The following is a 17,576-nucleotide window of genomic DNA, read 5'->3' as shown; positions in this document are numbered from 1 at the left end:
TGGAAACCCCCTCGCGCGCGGCATAGAATACACATCTCATTAACATTACGCGCCCTCTGGCCCGAATTTTCAGGACACTTCATCATGTCATCACTCGTGCTGACGCAGCAGGATGCTCGCCGTCTGGTTGGCGAAATTTTCGTTTATCACATGCCGTTTAATCAGGCGTTAGGTCTGGAGCTGACGCGGCTGGATGCCGACTATGCCGAAATCAGTTTCGCCAATAAAACCATGCTGGTCGGCAACACTGCCCAGCAGATTCTGCATGGCGGAGTGATCGCCTCCGTGCTGGACGTCGCGGCGGGCATGGTGTGCGTCAGCAATGCCCTGACCCGCCAGCAGAGCATCAGCGAAGAGGAGCTGCGTCAGCGTCTCTCCCGCATGGGCACCATCGATATGCGCGTTGACTATTTGCGTCCGGGACGCGGCGAACGCTTTACCGCCACCAGCAGTCTGCTGCGTGCCGGTAACAAAGTCGCTGTGGCCCGCGTCGAATTACACAACCAGCAGGGTGATTATATCGCTACGGCAACCGCCACTTATCTGATCGGCTAATTTCGCCTCACAACAGGACAGACATGGACACGCAACAAACTCGCCAGGGTGTTGGCTTTGCTCTGGGTGCTTACTTTATCTGGGGAATCGCCCCGGCCTATTTCAAACTGGTAAAAAATGTTCCGGCAACCGAAATCATGACGCACCGGGTGATCTGGTCAGCCCTGTTTATGCTGATCCTGATCTCCCTGACCCGCAGCTGGCCAGGCGTGCGCAGCGTGCTGCGCCAGCCGAAAAAAGTGCTGTTGCTGGCACTCACCGCACTCACTATCGGCGGTAACTGGCTGCTGTTCATCTGGGCAGTGAATAACCAGCATATGCTGGAGGCCAGCCTCGGCTACTTTATCAACCCACTGATTAACGTGGTGTTCGGCATGCTGTTTTTGCGGGAGCGCTTTCGCCGCTTACAGTGGCTGGCAGTGTTGCTGGCTACCGTTGGCGTGCTGGTGCAGCTCTGGCAATTTGGTTCGCTGCCGATTATCGCGCTGGGTCTGGCGCTGAGCTTTGCCTTTTATGGCCTGCTGCGCAAAAAGATTCAGGTGGATGCGCAGAGCGGGATGCTGATTGAGACCCTGTGGCTGTTTCCGCTGGCGGCCATCTACCTGTTTGGCTTTGCCGACAGCGCCACCAGCCATTTATCCGCCAACCCACTGAGCCTGAACCTGAAGCTGGTTGCAGCCGGTATTGTGACCACCATTCCGCTGATGCTGTTCGCCGCCGCCTGCAGTCGCCTGCGTCTCTCCACCGTCGGCTTCTTTCAGTATCTTGGCCCGACGCTGATGTTCGTGCTGGCGGTGGTGTTCTACGGCGAGACCATTACGCCAGACAAAATGGTGACCTTTGGCTTTATCTGGCTGGCACTGCTGGTGTTTGTCTGTGATGCCGTGGCATTTTCATTCCGTGGTCGGGCGCGCATAGCGTGAGATAAAGCGCGCCATTGCCGGGCCGGTCAGCAGAATGGTGAACAGCCGCAGCGTCTGTAATGCCATCACAAACGCCATGTTGACCTGGGTGCCGGCAGCAATAATCGCCACCGTGTCCAGCCCGCCTGGACTGGTGGCGAGGTACGCCGTCATCAGATCGATATGCAGTACCCGCGTCAGCATCCACGCCAGCCCACCACACAGCAGCATCAATCCAAAGATCGACGCCAGCATCTGCGGCAGCGTACGCAATGCCAGCAAAAAGACCGGTCGGGTGAAGCGCAGCCCGACGCTCCAGCCAATCAGCGCGTAAGCCAGCGCCAGTAGCCATTCCGGGACCTGCAAAATTGCTATTCCGCTGCTGTGCAATGCCGCGCCGGCCAGCGCCGGCAGCAATAAGGCACCAGAAGGAATACGCAGCCGGGTGCCGAGCCACGCCCCTATCAGCATGACCCCCAGCGTCACCGCAAAACCGCGATTCAGCGGTGGGAACCAGATCGTCGAAATGCTGTGGGCTGCATCGCCCAGCCCGATTCGCGCCACCATCGCGGCCGCCGTCGCGACAAACAGCACCCGCAGATACTGCATAAACGCCACCAGCCGCACGTCAGCACCGAAGTCACCGGCCATTGCCACCATTGCTGAGGCGCCGCCCGGTGACGATCCCCATGCGCCGGTCGGGCCGGGCAGATGACTGAAGCGCACCAGCAGAAAGCCAGATAGCCCGCTGGCGGCCAGCGTCAGCAGCAGCACCGCCAGCACCACCGGCCAGTCCTGAATCAGCGGCGTCAGAATCGAAGGCGACAGGCTTTGCGCAATCATGCAGCCCAGTATCGCCTGAGCGAGCAGAAACAGCCGTTTATCAATCCGTAGCGTGGCGCCTGACAGCCCCATCACCACGCCGACAATCATCGGCCCCAGTAACAGCGCGGCGGGCAGGTGAAAAAATTGCAGTACGCCGCCCAACAGCACCGAGCTTAATAACAGCAGTGTCCACTGCGCGCGCAACGAGAGAGCGTCCATAAGAAGTTAATAATTTGTAAAAAGAGGGGAGTAGATTACGCAGAAATGCAGAGCGGGACCAGCAAAACGGGCCGTATCAGACGGCCCGTTGCGTGCTTTATAACCAGTTTTTGCGTTTAAAGTAGAGATAGGGTGCCAGACCCGCCAGAATCATCAGGCCGATGGCGGCCGGATAACCAAAGCTCCACTTCAGTTCGGGCATAAACTCAAAGTTCATGCCGTAGCTGGAGGCGACCAGCGTCGGCGGCAGGAACACCACAGAGACCACCGAGAAGATCTTGATGATGCGGTTCTGTTCGATGTTGATAAAGCCCATCGCCGCCTGCATCAGGAAGTTTACCTTCTGGAACAGCGACTCGTTGTGCGGCAGCAGCGATTCGATATCGCGCAGGATTTCACGCGCCTGCTCCAGCTGATTGCCCGGCAATCGCGCTTTGCGCACCAGGAAGTTGAGCGCGCGCTGGGTATCCATCAGGCACAGACGCACCTTCCAGCCAATATCTTCCAGTTCGGCTAAGCGGGACAGCGCCAGATCGTACTCTTCGCCCTGCTGGCCTTCCATAATCACCCGGCTGAGTTTTTCCAGTGCGCTGTAGATATTTTCGATCTCATCCGCCAGCTGTTCAATTTTGGTTTCAAACAGGTCGAGCAGCAGTTCGAACGCATTACCGTCAATCAGAGTCTGGTTACGGGCACGCATACGATAGAGCCGAAACGCCGGCAGTTCCCGTTCACGCAGGGTGTAGAGACGGCCTTCACGAATGGTGAACGCCACGGTGGAGTTACCGGCGTGATCTTCCGCATCTTCATAAAAGAAGAAGGAGTGAATATGCAGGCCATCTTCATCTTCGAAGAAACGTGCTGAGGCCTCGATATCTTCCAGCTCAGGTCGGGTTGCCAGGCTCTGGCCCAGCTCCAATTGCACCCGGTCACGCTCACCCTCTTCCGGTTCGATCAGATCGACCCAGACGGAGGTGGTCAGTTTGTCGTTTTCGTCTTCCAGCTCCAGACGCGTCAGGCGGCTGTGATCCAGTTTAAATGCGCTCAGCATAGCAATACTCCCCATTGCAGACTAAATGGGACAAGACCGTTCGCCGTTCCGCAAAGCGGAACGGGCAACCTGAACACGGAAACAGAGTTTCAAGGGTAAATCAGTGCTGACTCGGGCGACGGGATTAGGAAAGGGAGGTCGCTGATAACCGCTAAGGCTACCCGCGTAGAGAGGTAGCCTTAGATGTTATTCCTGTTATCCAGGTTAGTGAGCCAGCATCGACTGGGCGTGTCCAAGGCATTGTCCTCTCATGATAATAGTGGGCGCATGTTACGCTGAGACGAAAAAGTCGTCAACCGCAGCTAAAGGGTTTCCAGTTTGGCGTAAGCCGCCACTAACCACTTGATTCCCTGCCCCTGAAAGGCCACCTGCAGCCGGCTGTGCTCACCGCTGCCTTCCAGATTAATGATGGTGCCTTCACCAAATTTTGCGTGGTGAACCCGCTGGCCGAGCGCGAATCCGCTGTCGTTTTTGCTCACCGGCGCGCCCATCCGCTGGTGCTTCACCGGACGACTGACGCTGGCGCGTAAGCGCACCTCTTCAATGCACTCTTCCGGCAGTTCGCCGATAAAACGGGAGGGCCGGTGATACACTTCCTTACCATACAATCGGCGGGTTTCGGCATAGGTCAGCGTCAGCTTGATCATCGCACGGGTGACGCCAACGTAAGCCAGACGACGTTCCTCTTCCAGCCGGCCGCCTTCATCCAGCGACATCTGGCTCGGGAACATCCCCTCTTCCATCCCGACGATAAACACCTGACTGAACTCCAGCCCTTTTGCCGAGTGCAGCGTCATCAGCTGCACCGCATCCTGCCATTTGTCCGCCTGGCCTTCGCCTGCTTCCAGCGCCGCGTGCGATAAAAAGGCCTGCAGCGGCATTAAGTCTTCATCTTCATCCTGATAGCTGAACTGGCGCGTGGCGGTCACCAGTTCCTCAAGGTTTTCGATACGGGCCTGACCTTTTTCGCCTTTCTCCTGCTCATACATCAGCCACAGGCCGGAATCTTTGATCACCCGATCGGTCTGGACGTGCAGCGGCAACTCTGCGGTTTCAGTGGCCAGCGAATCAACCAGTTCACAAAAGCGTTGCAGCGCCGAGGCAGCCCGACCCGCCAGCGCCCGGGTTTGCAGCAGTTCACGCGTCGCCTGCCACAGCGTCATCTGCCGTTCACGCGCGGTCTGACGCACCACGTCGAGCGTACGATCGCCGACGCCACGCGTCGGGGTATTCACTACGCGCTCAAACGCTGCATCATCATTGCGGTTGGCCATCAGACGCAGATAGGAAAGCGCATCTTTAATCTCCTGACGTTCGAAGAAGCGCATACCGCCATAAATCCGGTACGGCATACTGCTTTGCAGCAGCGCCTCTTCCAGCACGCGCGACTGGGCGTTGCTGCGATAAAGAATGGCGCAATCGTTCAGCGCGTTGCCATTTTCCATCCACGTCTTGATGCGGTTTACCACAAAACGCGCTTCGTCCAGCTCGTTAAAGGCGCAATAGATGGAGATAGGCTCGCCATCGCTGCCGTCGGTCCACAGCTCTTTACCCAGACGCCCGTTGTTATTGGCGATCAGGGCGTTGGCAGACTTCAGAATGTTGTTGGTTGAGCGATAGTTTTGCTCCAGACGGATGGTTTCCGCGCCAGGAAAGTCCTGCAGGAAGCGCTGAATATTCTCAACCTGTGCGCCGCGCCAGCCATAGATAGACTGATCGTCATCACCGACGATGATGACCCGGCTGCTGTCACCCGCCAGCATACGGATCCACGCATACTGAATGTTGTTGGTATCCTGGAACTCGTCCACCAGCACGTTGGTAAAACGTTCGCGATAGTGATTAAGAATGTGCGGCTTGTTGAGCCACAGCTCATGTGCGCGCAGCAGCAGTTCAGCAAAATCGACTAAACCGGCGCGATCACAGGCTTCCTGATAGGCCTGATAGATGCGCAGCCAGGTCTGTTCGACCGGGTTACCGTAGCTTTCGATATGCTTTGGCCGCAGGCCTTCATCTTTTTTGCCGTTGATGTACCACATGCCCTGACGCGCTGGCCACTGCTTCTCATCCAGGTTCATCGATTTGATCAGGCGCTTGAGCAGGCGCAGCTGGTCTTCGCTGTCGAGGATCTGAAAATCCTGCGGCAGGTTAGCGTCCAGATGGTGCGCACGCAGCAGGCGGTGCGCCAGGCCGTGGAAGGTGCCGATCCACATACCACCCTGACTGGTGCCGATCAGTTGCTCAATACGGTGACGCATCTCGGCTGCCGCTTTGTTGGTAAAGGTTACCGCCATGATCGAGTAAGGCGAGCAGTTCTCGACCGACAGCAGCCAGGCGATGCGATGCACCAGTACCCGCGTTTTGCCGCTGCCCGCGCCTGCCAGCACCAGCAGGTTACTGCGCGGAGCCGCAACGGCCTCGCGCTGTTTGTCATTCAAACCGTCGAGCAGTTCAGAAACGTCCATAAGCCCCGTTTACCAAAGAAGAGAAGCGTCGTCGTCCGGTCTGGTCCGCCTGATGTCAGGCCGCGCGTTGCGGCAGCCGGTTGATGCAGCCGGCGGGTTAACACCCGGCGACCATCAGAACCGCAGCGCGAAAATGAGGAAGACGACTGGATAAATTTACAGCCATTATAGCAGTGAGGTGAGTGATGCCAACTGCGAAATTTCGACGTGTGGCAGCAGGCGCGCATCCGCGATCTGCATCAGGTTGCCCTGGCGCAGGTTAATCCAGCAGGCCTGCATCCCACAACGCAGCGAACCCGCCACATCGGTGGTGAGATCGTCGCCAACGTGCAGAATGTGTTGTGGCGCAATGTTCAGCCGCTGCGCCGCCCGCTGATACATATCCTGCCACGGCTTCGCGCGACCATCCGGTCCAGCCCGCAATGTGAACTGAAAGTAATCGGCCAGCCCCATTTTTTCCGGACAGGCATTACCGTTGGTGACCGCCACCAGCGGCACTTTTTCCGCCAGTTTTTTCAGCGTCTGATGGGTCTCATCCGGCATCTCAACCTGGCTACGCCACTGATGAAACACCGCCATCACCTGCTCTGCACCCGCCGTCGCTTCAGCAGCCGACAAGCCAATATTCAGCATCGCCAGCTCAACAGAACGCCGACGCCATTCCGACACGTCGTGATAGATCTCCGGCTCACGCTGTAACAACTCATCACGCAGCGCCTGATAGGCCTGCGGCGTAAAATCGCGCAGCGCCGGATGAAAGGCCTGCAACGCCGCATATGACTCAGCGGTGGTCCGGCGGATCACCGGATAATTATCATACAGCGTGTCATCAAGGTCGAAGGTGATCGCTTTGATGGCAGCCAGCGGACGATAAAACTTCATTCGTTCTTTCCTCGTTTGGCCCGGGGATGCGCAGCATCATAGACCGAAGCCAGATGCTGGAAGTCGAGATGGGTATAAATCTGGGTGGTCGAGAGGTTGGCGTGACCCAGCAGCTCCTGCACGGCGCGCAGATCGCCACTCGACTCCAGCAAATGAGTCGCAAAGGAGTGACGCAGTTTATGCGGATGAATATGGCTGGTGACGCCCTGCTTAATGCCCCATTCGGCGAAGCGCTTTTGCACGTTGCGCGTCGATATCCGGTTGCCGCGCGTAGAGAGGAACAACGCGTCATCTTCAGCGTTAAAGGCTGCTCGCAGCGGTAACCAGTGCTGGATCCAGCTGACAGCGGTGCGGCCAATCGGCACACGTCGCTCTTTGCTGCCCTTACCCACCACCCACACTTCGCCGGAATCAAGATCGACGTGGCGACAATCCAGATTCACCAGTTCAGAGAGACGCAGTCCGCCGCCGTACATCACTTCCAGCATGGTGCGGTCGCGCACCGCCAGCGGGTCGCTGGGATCGATCTCCAGCAGCTGGTTGACGTCATCCACATCAATATTTTTTGGCAGATGGCGCGCCTTACGCGGCGTCATCACCCCTTTAGCCGGGTTGGCGCTGAGTAAACCCTGGCTGACCTGCCAGTCGAGAAAACTGCGCAGCGCGGAGAGGCGTAACGCGAGGCTGCTGGCGGCCAGGCCGGCGCGACGACTGCGCGCGGCCATGCTGCGCACCTGCGCTGGCTCCAGTTGCGCCCAGCTACTGAGCTTCATCTCATCGGCGATGGCCACCAGCGCCGCCAGCTGGCGGGCATAGCTGCTTTGGGTCAGCGGACTGAGCTGGCGCTCCACTTTCAGGTAGCGCAGAAATCCGTCAACGGCCTCCTGCAGCGTGCTGCTCATGCGCGTTCAACCCAGCGGGTCAGCAAATCAGGCATCATCTGCGACAGGTGCTGCAACAGCAGCGTCCCCATGCCGGATTGATAATGCTGGCTGTCGCGACTGCTGAAGATCAGCACGCCCAGATCGCCGGCTTCACCCATCAGGGACATCGCAACCGAACCGATCGCTTTGGCCTGCGGCAACAGCAGCAGTAATTCCGGGCCATTAATATTACCCAGATAGTGCTGCTGATTGCCGAAGCGCTGAATCCGCAGCGGCTCAAATGCCTGACGCGACAGGCTAAGCTGGAAGAAATCAGAGGGCGCGCCGAGCTGCCATTTATCACTGAACAGGCGCACGTTAGCACCGGCCAGGCCGAGTTCACGCGCCCAGCGGTGCAGACGATTAAGCATCTCCTGCAGCGAATCGGCCGCCGCCAGATGGCTTTGCAGCGCCAGCAAGCGATCAAACAGCTCGTGATTGGCGGTCGCCTGCTCCATCAGCAGGGTGATCTCTTCTTCCAGCTGCTGAATATGGTTACGCTGCCGCGCCATGTGCCACTCAACCAGTGACACGCTGCCGCGCACTGGATGCGGCACCGCCATCTGTTCAATCTGGCGGGCGTTGCGGATGAAGAAATCGGGATTTTGCCGCAGATAATCGCTGACGGCCTGATCGTCCAGCAGAACGGTAGTGTCAGTCTGCTCTTCGATATTTTTCATAGATGAATAAACCCATCGTAGACGTGTGTGGCGGGTCCGGTCATATAGAGCGGCTGACCCGCCCCTTTCCAGGCGATATGCAGCGTTCCACCGGGCAGATCAACGCGCACTTTAGGCGCCAGAATGCCCTGCTGAATGCCGCAGGCAACAGCAGCGCAGGCACCGCTGCCGCACGCCTGCGTTTCCCCTGCGCCGCGTTCATACACCCGCAGACGAATATGTTCCGGATTGAGGATTTCCATGAAGCCGACGTTAACGCGATCCGGGAAGCGTTCATGGCTTTCCAGAATCGGGCCCAGCAGTTCAACCTGCGCGGTTTTCACACTTTCGACCTGAATCACGCAGTGAGGGTTGCCCATTGAGACCGCGCCCAGCATCACCGTCTGTTCGGCAACGCGCAGCAGATAGAGATTTTCGGCTTTATTGGCGCGAAACGGCACCTGCTGCGGCTCAAAATTGGGCTCGCCCATGTTGACGCGAACCTGATCGTCCGGCGTGACGCTCAACACCATCCGGCCATTTTGGGTACTGACGCGGATGTCGCTTTTGTTAGTCAGCCCTTTCAGCTGAACGAAGCGGGCAAAACAGCGCGCGCCATTGCCACACTGGGCGACTTCACTGCCATCGGCATTGAAAATGCGATAGTGGAAATCGAGATCGGGATCGTAAGGCGGCTCAACAATCAGCAGTTGATCAAAACCGATCCCCAGATGGCGATCGGCCAGCCGGCGGATCAGTTCCGGCGAGAAAAAGACGTTTTGCGTCACCGCATCGACCACCATAAAGTCGTTGCCGAGACCGTGCATTTTGGAGAACTGCATTTTTTGCTCCGCCGGATAAGCCATGATATTAGTTCGCTTGCGCGCTCGAATCGCCGGTCACCAGACCGTTCACATCCGCTTTGGATGCGTCAGCTTTCTGGCGTTCAGTCGGCGCTTGCTGTTTCTTCGGCTGGTCCTTTGGCTGGTCCTTTGGCGGGAAGTAGAGCGGCCCCTTCAGGCCACAACCGGCAAGGCTGGTCACGGCCAGCGCCATCGCCAACAGGCTTATCACTTTCTTCATTCTTTATGCTCTTCATGTCCTTTACCTGGATGCTTATCATCGCAGTTGAAGTTGGAAAAGCAACAGGAAATGCCCGCAAATAGCGTGAGCAGAGTGTCAGGACAGAAGTTGACGGCCGCCTGCGAAGGCAGGTGGCCGATCGCTATCAATGCACCTGATAGCGCGGCTGATAGTCGCCGTTGTCGTTGTCAGGCTGTGAAGCGCACAGCTGGGTTAGCGTCTGGCTGCGGAACGGAATCACCTGAAAACGTTCGCCAGTATTCACGATCTGATAAAACTGCGGCAGGTTGAAGTTGATAAAGCTTGAGCCGTAGGTGAAACGATCGTGCGATGAGGAGTAGAAGCGACTGACGTCACGCACCAGCTCCTCTTTGCTGCCTTCACAATGATGATAAACCTCTACCCGGTTGGTCTCATCCAGAATGTAGATATTGAAACCCCGCTCATCAGTGGTGTTTTCAAAGAAGAACTGGATGATGCCTTCGCTGGCATAGCCATTAACCACTGGCGGCAGCGGCGTCTGGTTGGTTTCCACCTTGATCGACAGTCCGTGCAGCTTGTTATTGGAGATGGCACCGTAAAATTCAACCGCGTTTTCCAGCTTCTGTACTGACACGCTCATGCGTTCAAAGAACAGTCCCCAGGTCTGGCCCGCCATGCGCAGCGCCTTAAAGCGCCCCGGTTCCTGACGCGTACTGGAGAGTCGCAGCTCAATGCATTCCGAGACCAGCTGTTGCACGCGGGTGCGGATCAGGCCTCGCAGATGCTGGCTGTAGCAGAACACTTCGACCGTATCGGGCGGCGCGGCATCCTGATGCATCTTACCAAGGATGGTTTTCAGCCCTTCGATCATCGCCTGTTCGCCGCTGAAGTGCAGCGTACGCACCTCATTCCACGAGTTACGGTAGAGCAGGTCGATACTGCCGATCAGGCACTGCTGCTGCTGGCCGAAGCTAAACACATCCAGCTTGCGGAAGTCGAAATGCACCACCTGATTGCGGAACGCCGAGGTCGGATCGTGCTCCAGATTGACGATAATCGCGAGGTGACGAATTTCACACGGACTGTAGAGCGCTTTCGGCGTCGGTGCCGGCAGGCGCAGCGGAAAATGACTGGAAACGTCATTGACCAGCTCCTGCAGGCGCGCCAGATCGCAGATCTCATTGCCTTTAATATGCAGTCGGGTTTTGCGGGTCAGCAGACCGTTAAACCACGCCCACGCCACCAGCTTATTCAGGTAACGGTTATATTCCAGCGGCTGATGGCTGATGATCGAATCCATATCCGGAGCCTGGTTATACAGGTACCAGCCAGAGCGATTGGCCCGGCCAGGCGGCACATGGATAAAGGTCAGATTCGGTTCAGAGAGGTCGGGCGAAATCTGTGGATTCACCAGGGTCACTTTGCCCGGCAGTGCTTCAAACGCGGCGTACAGTTTACGGGTCAACACACCGATATCCTGCGGACTCGCGCTGACGCTTAAATTGTTGCGGCGGGCAAAGCGGATCAGATTGCGATAACTCTGCATCATCGCATCCAGCAGTTCATTGTGCGCTTCACGCACCCGCTCGATTTTCCACTCAGCGCGGTTATCCAGGATGGCAATTTTCTCTTCATCCCAGCCCCACTCTTTCACCAGCTGCAGCAGAATTTCACGCCGCCAGCCGGTGCGGTGCTGATGCTCTTCGGTGCTGAGTTTTTCGCACACTTTAAGATAGAAGCAGCGGCGCACCAGATCGAGACGTGGCTGATCGTCCACGCTGGTCAGATAATGGGTGACGCGCTCCAGCATCATGCAATAGGGGTCAAGTCCGAAGCAGATGATTTCGCCGTCATGCAGACGCTGTTTGATGTCCATTGCCAGCAGTTGCGTATTCGGGTATTCCCAGCTGTAGGCTTCCAGCAGCAGGGTTTTCAGCACCGCTTTGTACGGTGAGTCGATGCTTTTATAGAGCTGCCACAGGCTGGCACCGAAATACTCTTCCGCCGACAGCGTGCCAAGGCCGCCCAGATCGAGCCACTCATTCGGCGTCAACACGCCTTTGGCATACAGCGACATCACGTAGTCGTCGTAATGGTGCTCTTCTTCGCCCGGCACCATATTCCACAGGATGCGTTTACCTGCCATGCGCACCGCAGTACGATAAAACTCATCCAGCAGCAGGATGTGCTGCGTCGAGCCGCAATCTTCACCGCCCAGATTACCGCTTTCGTTATGGCGGAACCGGTTCTCATCGATCAGGAAAAAGCTCACTTCCACACCCATGGAGACGCACCACTTCTGCAGCATGGTACATTTACGCTGCAGATTAAGGCGCTCTTCATTGTCCAGCCAGGATTGATGGCAGACCCAGATGTCGAGATCCGACACACTGTTCTGACCGACCGACGAGGTGCTGCCCATCGAATAGATGGCGGTGATCGGCATTTCGCCTTTTGGCGCATCCGCCAGACGCAGGTCGCTGTCGCCGGTCAAATCGGCCAGCAGCTGACGCTGATTTTCATCAGGCGTGAAGAAGCTGATGCCATGTGGAACGCTACCTTCAAGGTAACCCGGCATCTGCGGATGTTGATAATGTAATAAGGTTGGCAGCAGACTGTAGACGCGCTGAAAGGCGGGTCCCATGGCAGCCAGTGCACGATCGACGCGCAGCTGGTTGATTGCATCCAGTCTCTGTTTCAGTGTCTCAATGTAGAGGTACAAGACGTTTCGCCTGATTGTCCCAGTGTTTAAGCACCCTGTTTCCACCATCTGCCGCTTATAAAGTGTAAAAGTGGGCAGATTATTGCTGGAAACGTGATCAATCTAACACCCGGCAGATTGACCGTAAAGAAAGTTGCGCTACTTAACAGTTTAGCACGTTCTTACTGGCTTCCCGCCTTTTCAGCACCGGTATCAAAGTTAACGCTTGATAAATCGGGCCTAATTAGCGAGCAGGCCGTTTTCAATCCGTTGAAACTGACAGCATTCCCTCATAGATGATAGGATATTCAGTGAACGATCAAAATGGTTAACAGCATGTTAGACAAAATTTTCAGAATTGCTACAAGACAAAGTCCGCTGGCCTTATGGCAGGCACATTATGTACAGCAACGTTTGATGAGTGCCCATCCTGGCCTGCGCGTTGAGCTGGTGCCGATGGTCACCAAAGGTGACATTATCCTTGACACCCCCCTGGCTAAAGTGGGCGGCAAAGGGCTGTTTGTCAAAGAGCTTGAACAGGCCATGCTGGACGGCCGTGCCGATATGGCGGTGCACTCGATGAAAGATGTGCCGGTCGATTTCCCGCTGGGTCTGGGCCTGGTCACCATTTGCGAGCGCGATGATCCGCGCGATGCGTTCGTTTCTCATCATTATGATTCGATTGATGCTCTGCCGCACGGTGCGATGGTCGGAACCTCCAGCCTGCGCCGTCAGTGCCAGATCAGCGCGCGTCGCCCGGATCTGGTGATTCGATCGCTGCGCGGTAATGTCGGTACCCGCCTCGGCAAACTCGATGCCGGTGAATATGACGCCATTATCCTGGCCGTCGCCGGTCTCAAGCGTCTGGGCCTGGAAGATCGCATCCGTCAGGCGCTGCCCGCCGAGATTTCACTGCCCGCGGTCGGCCAGGGTGCGGTCGGCATTGAATGCCGTGTAGATGACGGCACCTTAATCAGCCTGTTACAGGCATTAAACCACGATGATACTGCCGTCTGCGTCAAAGCGGAACGTGCCATGAACACCCGCTTAGAGGGTGGCTGTCAGGTGCCTATCGGCAGTTTTGCCGTGCTGGAAGGCGATGAGCTCTGGCTGCGTGGCATGGTCGGCGCACCGGATGGCAGCGTAATGGTCAGCGGCGAGCGCCGTGGACCGCGTACTCAGGCCGAACAGATGGGTGTTTCACTCGCGGATGAACTGCTGAACGGCGGCGCGCGTGAAATCCTGCGAGAGGTCTATCAGGGCAACCGCCGGCATGACGATCCTGGTGACGCGTCCGGAACCCGCCGCAGCAGAGTTGGTGTTACGTCTGCATGCGCTGGGTAAGCAGGCCTGGAGCCTGCCGCTGATTGAGTTCGCGCCGGGCGTCGATCTGCCTCAGCTGCCGCAAAAGTTAGCGGAGCTGCAGCCTGGCGATCTGGTTTTTATCCTTTCACAGCAGGTTATCCACTACGCTCAGCACGCTGTCACAGCGTGGCCCGCCGGGCTGGACTATTATGCAATTGGTCGCTCTACTGCACTGGCGTTTCATACCGCCAGTGGTCATCAGGTGACCTGGCCACACGCGCAGGAAACCAGTGAAGAGCTGATCCGGTTAAACACGCTGCAGCAGGTTGCCCATAAACGTGCACTTATTTTACGGGGCGACCCTGGGCGTGAACTGCTGGCGGAAACATTAACTCAGCGGGGCGCAGAGGTAAGATTTGCGGCCTGTTATCAGCGCTGTCAGAAACAGTACAACGGCGCGACAGAAGGCCGGAGATGGCGCGATCGCGGCGTCTCAGTGCTGGTGGTCACCAGCGGTGAAATGTTACAACAGCTGTTTTCGCTATTCCCCGCAGTTGATCGTGAGGAATGGCTGCTCAACTGCCGACTGATTGTCGTCAGTGAACGTTTGGCTACCCTGGCCGCAGGATTGGGTTGGCAGGATATTCAGGTAGCCGATGGTGCCGATAACGATGCGCTGTTGCGCGCGTTACGCTGAACTTTAACAATGGGATGTGCCACATATGACGGAACAAAAAGACTCCTCCGCCATGGTTGAAGAAACCACCCCAGCGGTTGACCGCTCTGCGACCCTTAACACCCCCCCACCCCGTAAAACAAAAAACGGTGGCATGGTGCTGGGTGCGGTTGCGATCGTCATTGCGCTGGCAATTGGTGCGGGTTTATACCTTAATGGGAAACATCAGGCTGATTTACAGGCACAGACCAACCAGCGCCTGAGCGAGCAGCTTAGCGCGCTCCAGCAGCAGGCCAGCAGCGATAAGCAGCAGCTCACTCAACAGCTGAGCAGCACCGAAACGGCCCTGCAAAAAGCCGAGGCACAACAGGGCGCATCGGCAAAAGAACTGGAAACGCTGCGTGAAAAAGTCGCCGTGATTTCAGGCAACGATGTCCGCAGCTGGTTGCTGGCGCAGGCCGATTATCTGGTGAAGCTGGCGGGTCGCAAACTGTGGAGCGATCAGGATGTCACCACTGCCGCCGCGTTGCTGAAAAGCGCCGATGCCAGTCTGGCCGATATGAACGACCCGAGCGTGATGAATGTCCGTCGCGCCCTGACCCAGGATATCAGCACCCTCTCTTCGGTCACTCAGGTCGATTATGACGGTGTGATCCTGAAGCTGAATCAGCTGTCGAACAACGTCGATAACCTGCGTCTGGCCGATAACGACAGCGACGATGCGCCGATGGATAGCGACGGCGGTGAACTGTCAGGTTCGGTACGCGAATGGCGGCAGAATCTGGTGAAGAGCTGGCACAATTTTATGGATGACTTCATTACCATCCGTCGCCGCGACAATACCGCACAACCGCTGCTGGCACCTAATCAGGATGTTTATCTGCGTGAGAACATTCGCTCCCGCCTGCTGATCGCCGCCCAGGCGGTTCCGCGCCATCAGGACGAAATCTACAAACAGTCGATCGATACCGTCTCTGCCTGGGTCCGCGCCTGGTACGACACCAATGATGCCGCCACCAAAGCGTTTCTTGCCCAGCTGGATGAGCTGAGCCAGCAGAGCATCAATATGGATCTGCCAGATAATCTGGAAAGCCAGCCGTTACTTGAGCAGCTGATGCAAACCCGCGTGCGGAACCTGTTAGCGCAACCCTCTGCCGCAGCTAATCAGCAGGGAGGCTAAGCATGCTTAAGGTATTTATCCTCTTTATCCTGCTGATTGCGGGCGTGGTGCTGGGACCGATGATCGCCGGTCATCAGGGCTATGTGCTGATTCAGACCGACAACTGGAATATCGAAACCAGCGTCACCGGCCTGGTGATTATCCTGATCATCAGCCTGCTGGTGATTCTGGCGGTGGAGTGGCTGCTGCGTCGCGTGCTGCGTACCGGTGCCCGTACCCGTGGCTGGTTTACCGGCCGTAAACGTCGTCGCGCCCAGCGTCATACCCAGTCGGCGCTGATGAAGCTGGCAGAAGGCGACCATCGTCAGGTTGAAAAGCTGCTCTCTAAGGATGCCGATCATGCTGATGTGCCAGTCGCTAACTACCTGCTGGCAGCGGAAGCGGCGCAACAGCGTGGTGATGAAGCTCGCGCCAATCAGCATCTGGAGCGGGCGGCTGAGCTGTCAGACAGTAATACCATCCCGGTAGAAATTGCCCGCGCCCGCATTCAGCTGGCGCGTAACGAAGATCACGCCGCCCGTCACAGTATTGATCGCCTGCTGGAAGTCGCCCCGCGTCATCCTGAAGTGCTGCGTCTGGCCGAACAGGCTTATATCCGTACCGGCGGCTGGAGCGCCCTGCTGGATATTCTGCCGGCGATGCAGAAAGCGCAGGTGGGTGATGATGAACACCGCGCTGCGCTGCAGCAGCAGGCCTGGCTGGGCCTGATGAGTCAGGCGATGGCCGACCAGGGTAGCGATGGACTGAAGCGCTGGTGGGGCAATCTGAGCCGTAAAACCCGCCAGGAAACGACGCTGCAGGTGGCGATGGCTGACCACCTGATTGAGTGTGACGATCACGATACCGCGCAGTCAATCGTGCTGGAAGGGCTGAAACGTCACTATGACGATCGGCTGGTGCTGCTGATGCCGCGCATTAAGAGCGGCAATCCGGAAGCGCTGGAGAAAGCGTTACGCCAGCAGATCAAACAACACGGTGCGACGCCGCTGCTGCACAGCACGCTGGGTCAGTTACTGATGCGTCATGGCGAATGGCAACAGGCGGCCGAGGCGCTGCAGCAGGCACTGGCGCAACGTCCTGATGCGTTCGACTACGCCTGGCTGGCGGATGTGTATGATCGTCTGCATCGTCCGGAAGAAGCGGCGAAAATGCGTCGTGAAGGGTTACTGCTGACGCTGAAGAATAATCCCGGCGCCTGATCGGGTTTAACGGAGTATGAAAGCCGGGCCTGCCCGGCTTTTTTGTGCCCGTCATTTACCACCCGTCGGCAGTAAAGCGCAGATAAAAAAACACCTGCCATTGGCAGGTGTAAGATCAGGTCGGTAAGACAACCGGGAGGTACCTGACTCAACGTGGTGTCCGTTAACCCTGTAAGACTTACGCGATACAGGCAGGCAGACAACAGGTACCTAAAAATTGGCTCTGCATCATTCCCAGGTTTATGTTGCATCAGCAAACATAAGAGGTGGAATGAGCATCTACAAATTCATTATTGCATAATTCATGCCAGGTTTATGATTATTTTTAAAACATCAATAAATCAGCAGGTTAAAGAATTAACTGAAAGCTTCCTCCGGGAGACCTGCCGGGAAGTGTAGGTGTCCAGCGACATCGGTGACTTTCTCTGTCTCTAAATAGAGACAATTAAAATGAACTGACTGTGAACGCAATAAAAACAATGACTTATTTGTCGGCAATTCACGACGCTGCCGATCCTGCTCATACTGCTGGCGAAATGAAAAGAGATGAATCTGGCTACAATGAACAGGCTCAACGCGCAGACACGCTTTTACCCTTGGGCAGGCTTCACTTCAGGAAGCAGACACATCAGGTACTTACATTAGCTCTCCAGACGGCTGCTAGCCCAAACCAGAGTCAATCTGCTCGCAATGCAAATGCTCAACGCGCAGGGAATACGGTCAGAGGAGGAAAGCGTCCCGCGCCAGGGACACAAACGCCGGGAGCGTTTTTGAACAACGCAAAGCGTTGGCCCGTTTACGGGCGCACCTCAGGGATGAGGTGCGTAATCGCGCGGGCCGAGCGGCCATGGATGGCATTAGCGCCTTTCCCATCTGACCATATTCCCTTCGCAGGCTCGAACTTACAGCTACGCTGTCCCTCTGCACCCTACCCCAATCTCCCGCAGAAATTCTCATCCTCTTTGTATT

The 17,576-nt window shown here is 56.9% G+C and carries 15 protein-coding genes and 1 pseudogene; 6 read left to right on the top strand and 10 right to left on the bottom strand.

The window, feature by feature from the left end:
• Positions 1-84 precede the first annotated feature (84 nt).
• Both HA41_RS10810 and rarD read left to right on the top strand, forming a co-directional pair.
• The gene (locus tag HA41_RS10810; RefSeq protein WP_094120794.1) at positions 85-555 is read left to right on the top strand and encodes a thioesterase family protein; all 471 of its coding nucleotides are present in this window, start codon (positions 85-87) and stop codon (positions 553-555) included.
• 23 nt (positions 556-578) lie between these two features.
• Positions 579-1,478 (top strand): EamA family transporter RarD, encoded by a 900-nt coding sequence (gene rarD, locus HA41_RS10805; RefSeq protein WP_094120793.1) that lies wholly within the window; start codon positions 579-581, stop codon positions 1,476-1,478.
• Here the strand turns inward: rarD and HA41_RS10800 are convergent.
• The 10 genes from HA41_RS10800 to HA41_RS10760 all read right to left on the bottom strand — a co-directional run bounded on the left by HA41_RS10800 (position 1,449) and on the right by HA41_RS10760 (position 12,268).
• Complete coding sequence (locus HA41_RS10800) at positions 1,449-2,501, bottom strand: AbrB family transcriptional regulator (RefSeq protein ID WP_094120792.1); 1,053 nt, start codon at positions 2,499-2,501, stop codon at positions 1,449-1,451. The two genes, rarD and HA41_RS10800, sit on opposite strands and share 30 nt — an antisense overlap.
• Positions 2,502-2,598: 97 nt before the next feature.
• Positions 2,599-3,552: a magnesium/cobalt transporter CorA gene (corA, locus tag HA41_RS10795; RefSeq protein ID WP_094120791.1), complete on the bottom strand. Its 954-nt coding sequence runs from the start codon at positions 3,550-3,552 to the stop codon at positions 2,599-2,601.
• A 179-nt stretch (positions 3,553-3,731) separates the two neighbouring features.
• A complete protein-coding gene (gene ysgD, locus HA41_RS21690; protein WP_353846917.1) occupies positions 3,732-3,788 on the bottom strand; it encodes a YsgD/CorL family protein in 57 nt (18 codons plus the stop codon).
• A 66-nt stretch (positions 3,789-3,854) separates the two neighbouring features.
• The gene (gene uvrD, locus HA41_RS10790) at positions 3,855-6,017 is read right to left on the bottom strand and encodes a DNA helicase II (protein ID WP_094120790.1); all 2,163 of its coding nucleotides are present in this window, start codon (positions 6,015-6,017) and stop codon (positions 3,855-3,857) included.
• Between the two features lie 165 nt (positions 6,018-6,182).
• Positions 6,183-6,899 carry a 5-amino-6-(5-phospho-D-ribitylamino)uracil phosphatase YigB gene (yigB, locus tag HA41_RS10785; RefSeq protein ID WP_094120789.1) on the bottom strand — a complete coding sequence of 239 codons (717 nt, stop codon included), beginning with the start codon at positions 6,897-6,899 and terminating at the stop codon, positions 6,183-6,185.
• Positions 6,896-7,801, bottom strand: coding sequence for a tyrosine recombinase XerC (xerC, locus tag HA41_RS10780; RefSeq protein WP_094120788.1), 906 nt, complete (start codon positions 7,799-7,801; stop codon positions 6,896-6,898). The genes yigB and xerC overlap by 4 nt, the downstream gene beginning before the upstream one ends.
• Positions 7,798-8,502 (bottom strand): DUF484 domain-containing protein, encoded by a 705-nt coding sequence (locus tag HA41_RS10775; RefSeq protein ID WP_094120787.1) that lies wholly within the window; start codon positions 8,500-8,502, stop codon positions 7,798-7,800. Before HA41_RS10775 ends, xerC begins: the two co-directional genes overlap by 4 nt.
• Entirely contained in the window at positions 8,499-9,323 is an 825-nt protein-coding gene (gene dapF, locus HA41_RS10770) for a diaminopimelate epimerase (RefSeq protein WP_094120823.1), read from the bottom strand. The genes HA41_RS10775 and dapF overlap by 4 nt, the downstream gene beginning before the upstream one ends.
• A 28-nt stretch (positions 9,324-9,351) precedes the next feature.
• Complete coding sequence (lptM, locus tag HA41_RS10765; protein WP_094120786.1) at positions 9,352-9,564, bottom strand: LPS translocon maturation chaperone LptM; 213 nt, start codon at positions 9,562-9,564, stop codon at positions 9,352-9,354.
• Between the two features lie 145 nt (positions 9,565-9,709).
• Positions 9,710-12,268: a class I adenylate cyclase gene (locus HA41_RS10760; protein ID WP_094120785.1), complete on the bottom strand. Its 2,559-nt coding sequence runs from the start codon at positions 12,266-12,268 to the stop codon at positions 9,710-9,712.
• A 315-nt stretch (positions 12,269-12,583) separates the two neighbouring features.
• On the opposite strand from HA41_RS10760, the pseudogene hemC reads away from it, so the two are divergent.
• The 4 genes and pseudogenes from hemC to hemY form a co-directional block, all read left to right on the top strand.
• Positions 12,584-13,513: pseudogene (hemC, locus tag HA41_RS10755) on the top strand (hydroxymethylbilane synthase); the annotation flags it as partial.
• A gap of 7 nt (positions 13,514-13,520) precedes the next feature.
• Entirely contained in the window at positions 13,521-14,249 is a 729-nt protein-coding gene (gene hemD, locus HA41_RS10750) for a uroporphyrinogen-III synthase (RefSeq protein ID WP_094120784.1), read from the top strand.
• Positions 14,250-14,274: 25 nt separating this feature from the next.
• Entirely contained in the window at positions 14,275-15,408 is a 1,134-nt protein-coding gene (hemX, locus tag HA41_RS10745) for a uroporphyrinogen-III C-methyltransferase (RefSeq protein WP_094120783.1), read from the top strand.
• Positions 15,409-15,410: 2 nt separating this feature from the next.
• A complete protein-coding gene (gene hemY, locus HA41_RS10740; protein WP_094120782.1) occupies positions 15,411-16,607 on the top strand; it encodes a protoheme IX biogenesis protein HemY in 1,197 nt (398 codons plus the stop codon).
• Positions 16,608-17,576: the final 969 nt, after the last annotated feature.

This window comes from Pantoea conspicua (assembly GCF_002095315.1).
Taxonomy (GTDB): Bacteria; Pseudomonadota; Gammaproteobacteria; order Enterobacterales; family Enterobacteriaceae; genus Pantoea; species Pantoea conspicua.
This window is presented reverse-complemented; position numbering and strand designations above follow the sequence as displayed.

What these genes read in the sequence shown, in the direction of transcription:
- HA41_RS10810 (WP_094120794.1), top strand. Translation starts at nt 85, where the DNA reads ATGTCATCACTCGTGCTGACGCAGCAGGATGCTCGCCGTCTGGTTGGC.
- rarD (WP_094120793.1), top strand. Translation starts at nt 579, where the DNA reads ATGGACACGCAACAAACTCGCCAGGGTGTTGGCTTTGCTCTGGGTGCT.
- HA41_RS10800 (WP_094120792.1), bottom strand. Translation starts at nt 2,501, where the DNA reads ATGGACGCTCTCTCGTTGCGCGCGCAGTGGACACTGCTGTTATTAAGC.
- corA (WP_094120791.1), bottom strand. Translation starts at nt 3,552, where the DNA reads ATGCTGAGCGCATTTAAACTGGATCACAGCCGCCTGACGCGTCTGGAG.
- uvrD (WP_094120790.1), bottom strand. Translation starts at nt 6,017, where the DNA reads ATGGACGTTTCTGAACTGCTCGACGGTTTGAATGACAAACAGCGCGAG.
- yigB (WP_094120789.1), bottom strand. Translation starts at nt 6,899, where the DNA reads ATGAAGTTTTATCGTCCGCTGGCTGCCATCAAAGCGATCACCTTCGAC.
- xerC (WP_094120788.1), bottom strand. Translation starts at nt 7,801, where the DNA reads ATGAGCAGCACGCTGCAGGAGGCCGTTGACGGATTTCTGCGCTACCTG.
- HA41_RS10775 (WP_094120787.1), bottom strand. Translation starts at nt 8,502, where the DNA reads ATGAAAAATATCGAAGAGCAGACTGACACTACCGTTCTGCTGGACGAT.
- dapF (WP_094120823.1), bottom strand. Translation starts at nt 9,323, where the DNA reads ATGCAGTTCTCCAAAATGCACGGTCTCGGCAACGACTTTATGGTGGTC.
- lptM (WP_094120786.1), bottom strand. Translation starts at nt 9,564, where the DNA reads ATGAAGAAAGTGATAAGCCTGTTGGCGATGGCGCTGGCCGTGACCAGC.
- hemD (WP_094120784.1), top strand. Translation starts at nt 13,521, where the DNA reads ATGACGATCCTGGTGACGCGTCCGGAACCCGCCGCAGCAGAGTTGGTG.
- hemX (WP_094120783.1), top strand. Translation starts at nt 14,275, where the DNA reads ATGACGGAACAAAAAGACTCCTCCGCCATGGTTGAAGAAACCACCCCA.
- hemY (WP_094120782.1), top strand. Translation starts at nt 15,411, where the DNA reads ATGCTTAAGGTATTTATCCTCTTTATCCTGCTGATTGCGGGCGTGGTG.